At 41.1% G+C, this 4,775-nt stretch carries 5 protein-coding genes; all 5 read right to left on the reverse strand.

The annotated features are described in order from the left end of the window. Positions 1-1,575: ShlB/FhaC/HecB family hemolysin secretion/activation protein (locus B4K20_RS13440; protein WP_289283258.1), on the reverse strand; the 1,575-nt coding region annotated here is incomplete at its 3' end. Between the two features lie 399 nt (positions 1,576-1,974). Further along, positions 1,975-2,268 (reverse strand): HigA family addiction module antitoxin, encoded by a 294-nt coding sequence (locus B4K20_RS13445; protein WP_286304161.1) that lies wholly within the window; start codon positions 2,266-2,268, stop codon positions 1,975-1,977. Then, positions 2,268-2,546, reverse strand: coding sequence for a type II toxin-antitoxin system RelE/ParE family toxin (locus B4K20_RS13450; RefSeq protein ID WP_289283259.1), 279 nt, complete (start codon positions 2,544-2,546; stop codon positions 2,268-2,270). The genes B4K20_RS13445 and B4K20_RS13450 overlap by 1 nt, the downstream gene beginning before the upstream one ends. A gap of 199 nt (positions 2,547-2,745) precedes the next feature. Then, entirely contained in the window at positions 2,746-4,197 is a 1,452-nt protein-coding gene (locus B4K20_RS13455) for a cytochrome P450 (RefSeq protein WP_289283260.1), read from the reverse strand. A 96-nt stretch (positions 4,198-4,293) separates the two neighbouring features. Next, a complete protein-coding gene (locus B4K20_RS13460) occupies positions 4,294-4,488 on the reverse strand; it encodes a hypothetical protein (RefSeq protein WP_289283261.1) in 195 nt (64 codons plus the stop codon). Between the last annotated feature and the right edge of the window lie 287 nt (positions 4,489-4,775).

Below are 4,775 nucleotides of genomic sequence, written 5' to 3' on the forward strand. Positions count from 1 at the left end.
TGCAAACACATCATAAAAAAGGCCCTTCCATTGACCTCTGAATCCGACCACGCCGCCCACCAACGTTTGTCCTAATAAAAATTTTGCTGATGAACCGCTGACATGTCCCACATCTGCCCCTAAATACAACTGTTGCTGACGCTCTATGGGAAAAGTGATGGTGTTACGACTAAGCCAGCCACGTTCAGCAGATAAGGATTGCTCACCATCAAATCCTCTGACGGTGTATCGCCCTGCAATTGAGAACCTGTCCTGCGGCACCAATGGCGTTTTATTCCATTGAGCCTGCCACTCTGACTGCAACTGTATTTGATAATCTGTTAATTGCAGTGGCAGAAACCAATTGAAATAGGCTTTAATAATTTTGGGTCTGGAAGTACCTTCACCAAAGGCTTCCTCTGGTGCAGCAATAGCGTGAAAAGCACCTGTTCCTCGCTGATATGAAATACCTGCATCCATGGTGGATGTACCGATATAGCGACGGTAATCCACACCGGCAATCCAGCCAGCGCTTTTCCGGCGTTGAACCTCAATTTCAGTATCATCAATAAAGTTATTTGAACGTCGATGATAGCCGGTCAATGAAGCGGTTAATTTCGACAACTGATCACGATATAACACTCGGCTTAGAGCAAGCTGCTGCCTCTCGCTCTCTCCTTTGTAGACATAGGTCTGGTTGAGTCCAGCAATGCGTTGATCATATTCATATTCACTATTTGTAAATGCCACTAACCAGTAACCAAAAGGAAAAGAAACATGAGCAGTCTCACCCTGACTGCCGCCGACGTTCCCCTTGCCACCAAAGTCTTTATTTTTACTAAGATAGATAAGGTCATTGATTCCCAGCACATTATCCAAAGATAAGGTGGCGGAACCCTGAAAACGCCCTGTTGATTCATAACCACTATCATCAAATGACAGTGTCATCCTGAATGGCTTTGCCTGCTTGTGTTCAAATATCAGCTGACTATCACCAGGCTGACTGTTTTCCGTATCATCCGGTTTGATATCGATATTCGTATCCACAGTAGGAATACGCTTCATATTTTCCATTGCTTGCTCGAGATCTCTCACATTGAGCAAGTCGCCTTCACTACTCGGTAAAGCTGACCATAGTGTTAACCTGGACACCAAATTATCAGGATCGACATTACTAATACGTCCAGGAATAAGGCTATATACCAACTCGCCAGAGTTAAGATCCTGAGGCTCTATCAATATACGTGTCGTGATAAATCCTTTTTTTATGACACTGTTTTGTAGCTCTGCTCGGATTCGGTTAATTGCCTGAATTCCCAAGCATCGCCCCATGATCTCTGGATGTTGATGCAAGACATCTTGAATAGCGAACTGAAATCTCGATGACTCATCACCTGTTAATGAAATCTCTTCAATGATAAAACAGGGGTCTTCATCTAAAGGTATATCGCCCGGACTGTCCACATTATCACGCTCAAGTCTGATGTCGGGTTTCCGTTCCTGATGCTGGCGTAGCGCTTCTAATTGTTTTTCTTGCCGCTGCTCTTTAGCTGCATCAATATCAGGTAATGTTTGTGAGAAAACAGGCAGACTCAAGGAAGACAGGATCAATGAAAAGCAGCATATAGCTATATGCCACAAGCATGTAATTGTCTTCATCGCGCCTAAACGCGATAAATATCAAATTGGAATTTACAAGGAAATTGATTCATTCTGACTGTCCTCCATGACGGTTTAGAAATATTTTTTCGCGCGCATCCATGCACAACATGATCAATCTAATCAAATCAAAAAATGATTTCTACTGCATAAGAGGACAAATATTGCAGTTTTGTGACACCACTCACAAGGATGGTGATATCAAGTAGTATTTTGAGTCAGATCGAAATAGCTTACTTTCCGACATTCGGCCACAGTTTTGTAAGGCTACTTTTAAACGTTTATAACCTGCGCCCAAATATTCCTGAACGGTAGCGTGTAAACTTGGTTGTCTTGTTAGGCTACATGCACATCTATTGGCTGCACATTATCTAAGTTGATATTTTGCTTAGCTTGCCAGAGTTCATAGTTGTCTTGCATGCTAAGCCAACTTTCAGGGCTTCGCCCCAGTACTTTGGATAGACGTAAGGCCATTTCGGGCGTTACAGCACTTTTGCCTTTAACAATCCGGTTGAGTGTTGAAGCCGCGACACCAAGATGTGTTGCAAGTGTTCTGCAACTAATCCCATGTGGTTCCATGTAGATGGATTCAATAAATTCACCTGGGTGTGGTGGGTTATGCATAATCATTAGTGATAATCCTCATAATTTAAGATGTAAGCATTACCATCTTTGAATTCGAAAGTTACTCTCCAGTTACCGTTAACTGATATAGACCAGATATTGGCTCTTTCTCCTTTTAAAGGATGAAGAAAAAAACCTGGTAGATTAACGTCATCTATTTCTTGTGCGGTATGAATAGCAACTAACTGCATACGAAGTTTCTTTGCGTGTATTGCTTGTATGCCTGATGTCTTGCCTTTCTCGAAAAAGAGTTTCAGACCTTTATGTTTAAATGACTTAATCATGAAGCAATTGTAGCGCGTTGCGCAACAAGGTACAACTAACGCGCCTACCGTTGCAAACTCCGGCTGAGCAACACAAAATCCCCGCAGTATTTACAATTAGTTTACTTTGCGACATTCGGCCACGATTGGGTCAGGTTAATCTTAATAGTCTTAATCTGGTCCAAATATCCTAGGTTATCAAGATCGGGGTCTATAAGCGTTATCGCAGTTCGAGATCCATTAAAGTCCCATCACCTGGTTTGGTTGTGACTCCAGCCCGTACTCCAGATGCATTATTAACAGCTTTAAATTTGAATACCTTGATAAAAGCGCCGACCACTAGCCCTACCTCTAACTGACCAAGAAATTGCCCCGGGCATACACGAGCTCCTAAACCAAATCCAAAATGTGTTAAATTTTTACGCGTTATGCCTCGACGCGTCAGCTCATCCCAGCGTAAAGGTGAAAAAACGTCTGCCGGATATCCAGAAACCTCTTTGCCCCAAAAAGCTTCGTTGCGGTTTGCATTCCAAATATCCAGTCGGATGGTGGTATTTTTGGGAATCATGATTTTTCTTGTATCGTCTAATTTAAGCCAAGTATCGGCCGTGGCTTTCCGGGGAAAAAAATAAAGTGAGGGGGTTAAACGTAAGGTTTCATTCAAACACTGATTAAGCAATTTTGCTTCGGTTAAGCTTTCAGGATCGTAAACATCAATGTCTTTTACTTCGTTATATATCTTCTCTTGCAACTCAGGTTGTCGTGACAAATGAGATAACGTCCAAGTCGCAAACGATGAAGTCGCTTCTAAAGCCCCGGCTAGAAATACTCTGATATTGCTCCGCAATGCCTCTTCATCTTCAACTTTATCAATGAAGTTTTTCCAATGTCCTGACTTTTCGCCTCTGCCAGAAAGTGCAATGTCAGTTAAGTCCTCAAGGGCTTCCCTCCAACGCTTTACATCAGCTCCTTTTCCCGTAATAAATTGATGAATAGCCGAAAGGTTAGGTGCCACGGTATTAGTAATCATGTAATCAATTAACGAAAGTAACGCAGGGACATACCGTTCCCGTAACTCCTTATAGTCAACCGAACCACCAAAGAAATTATTCACTAACATTTCCAACATGATAGGTTGAATTTCCTGTTCAATTCCGACGCGAGAAATGTTTTTCTTACTCATCTTCTGCGCATCACGTAAAACGATTAATCGTTTCTCTATCGTTTTACGAAACGTTTTCTCAAACTCATGAAACTCTTCAGGTTGGAACAGAGAGCCTTTTCCAAAAGGCCCCGCTGACATCTGTTTTTGTTTTCGCCATACTTTGCCGTTTGCATATAGGAGAGAATTGACTCCGGTGACACGGGCAATTCCAGTCATGGGTGTCGTATCACGATCAAATTGTCCGGGCTTATCGCCTGTAGCAAGAAGAACAGCTCTAATGACGGCTGGATCACGCGTAATGAAAACCAGTGGCATACCCATCACATATAAATAGCGGTTATCACGCTCAAACAAATCAGGTGATTTAGCATTTGTATAAAAAGCATCGAAGAGTGCCAAAGGCGTTTTGTAGTTCAAAAGATGAGGAAAAGGGAGACATGGCCGCCCTCTTTCAAATAGATATACACGTGACGGTAAAACATCACCCTTAAATGGATTAATATCCATGATTTGCTGTCAGATATTTTTAAATAAACGCATTTAATTACCTTGATGAAAAATGCAATGGGGGTCTACTTCGAATTACAGTGTTAATGAGGAAATTCAAGAACCAATACGGTCAGAATGTTTGATTTTTATAGGATGAATTTTTACTTCAAACCGCTTGGAGAAGTCTTTGAACTTAAATAAATAGACTGAGTCATCTTCATCAGAAAAGAAAACAGCTTGATGAAAATTGTCACGTTGAATGAGATATTGTGGACAATCTTTTTTGAATAGTCTTGGTAATCTGGTCATGAGCAATCCTTGCTTAAATGACGATGAAAATTAATTTAATCTATATGTATAAAATCAAACGATATGATTCTATTGATTCCTTATCTACGTTGATTCTAATGGATTAAGACTTTTGCTTTAAACTCTCTCTTAGCATACACAACACACTTAATTCTTCTTCCGACAAATTTTGATTATCTTTTATTAAGTGTTTCACTTGTAGTGGTTTACTGATCCCGGACACCATTTTAGGAGGTACTATGACCTCCACAGAGGTGTTCAATGACAAAACAAAGAAGAAGTTTTAC

This window comes from Methylophaga sp. UBA5088, from assembly GCF_002414625.1.
Classification (GTDB): Bacteria; Pseudomonadota; Gammaproteobacteria; order Nitrosococcales; family Methylophagaceae; genus Methylophaga; species Methylophaga marina.

Excerpts from the sequence above, each read along its gene's own strand:
- B4K20_RS13450 (WP_289283259.1), bottom strand. The coding sequence starts at position 2,546 with ATGATTAAGTCATTTAAACATAAAGGTCTGAAACTCTTTTTCGAGAAA.
- B4K20_RS13455 (WP_289283260.1), bottom strand. The coding sequence starts at position 4,197 with ATGGATATTAATCCATTTAAGGGTGATGTTTTACCGTCACGTGTATAT.
- B4K20_RS13460 (WP_289283261.1), bottom strand. The coding sequence starts at position 4,488 with ATGACCAGATTACCAAGACTATTCAAAAAAGATTGTCCACAATATCTC.
- B4K20_RS13445 (WP_286304161.1), bottom strand. The coding sequence starts at position 2,268 with ATGATTATGCATAACCCACCACACCCAGGTGAATTTATTGAATCCATC.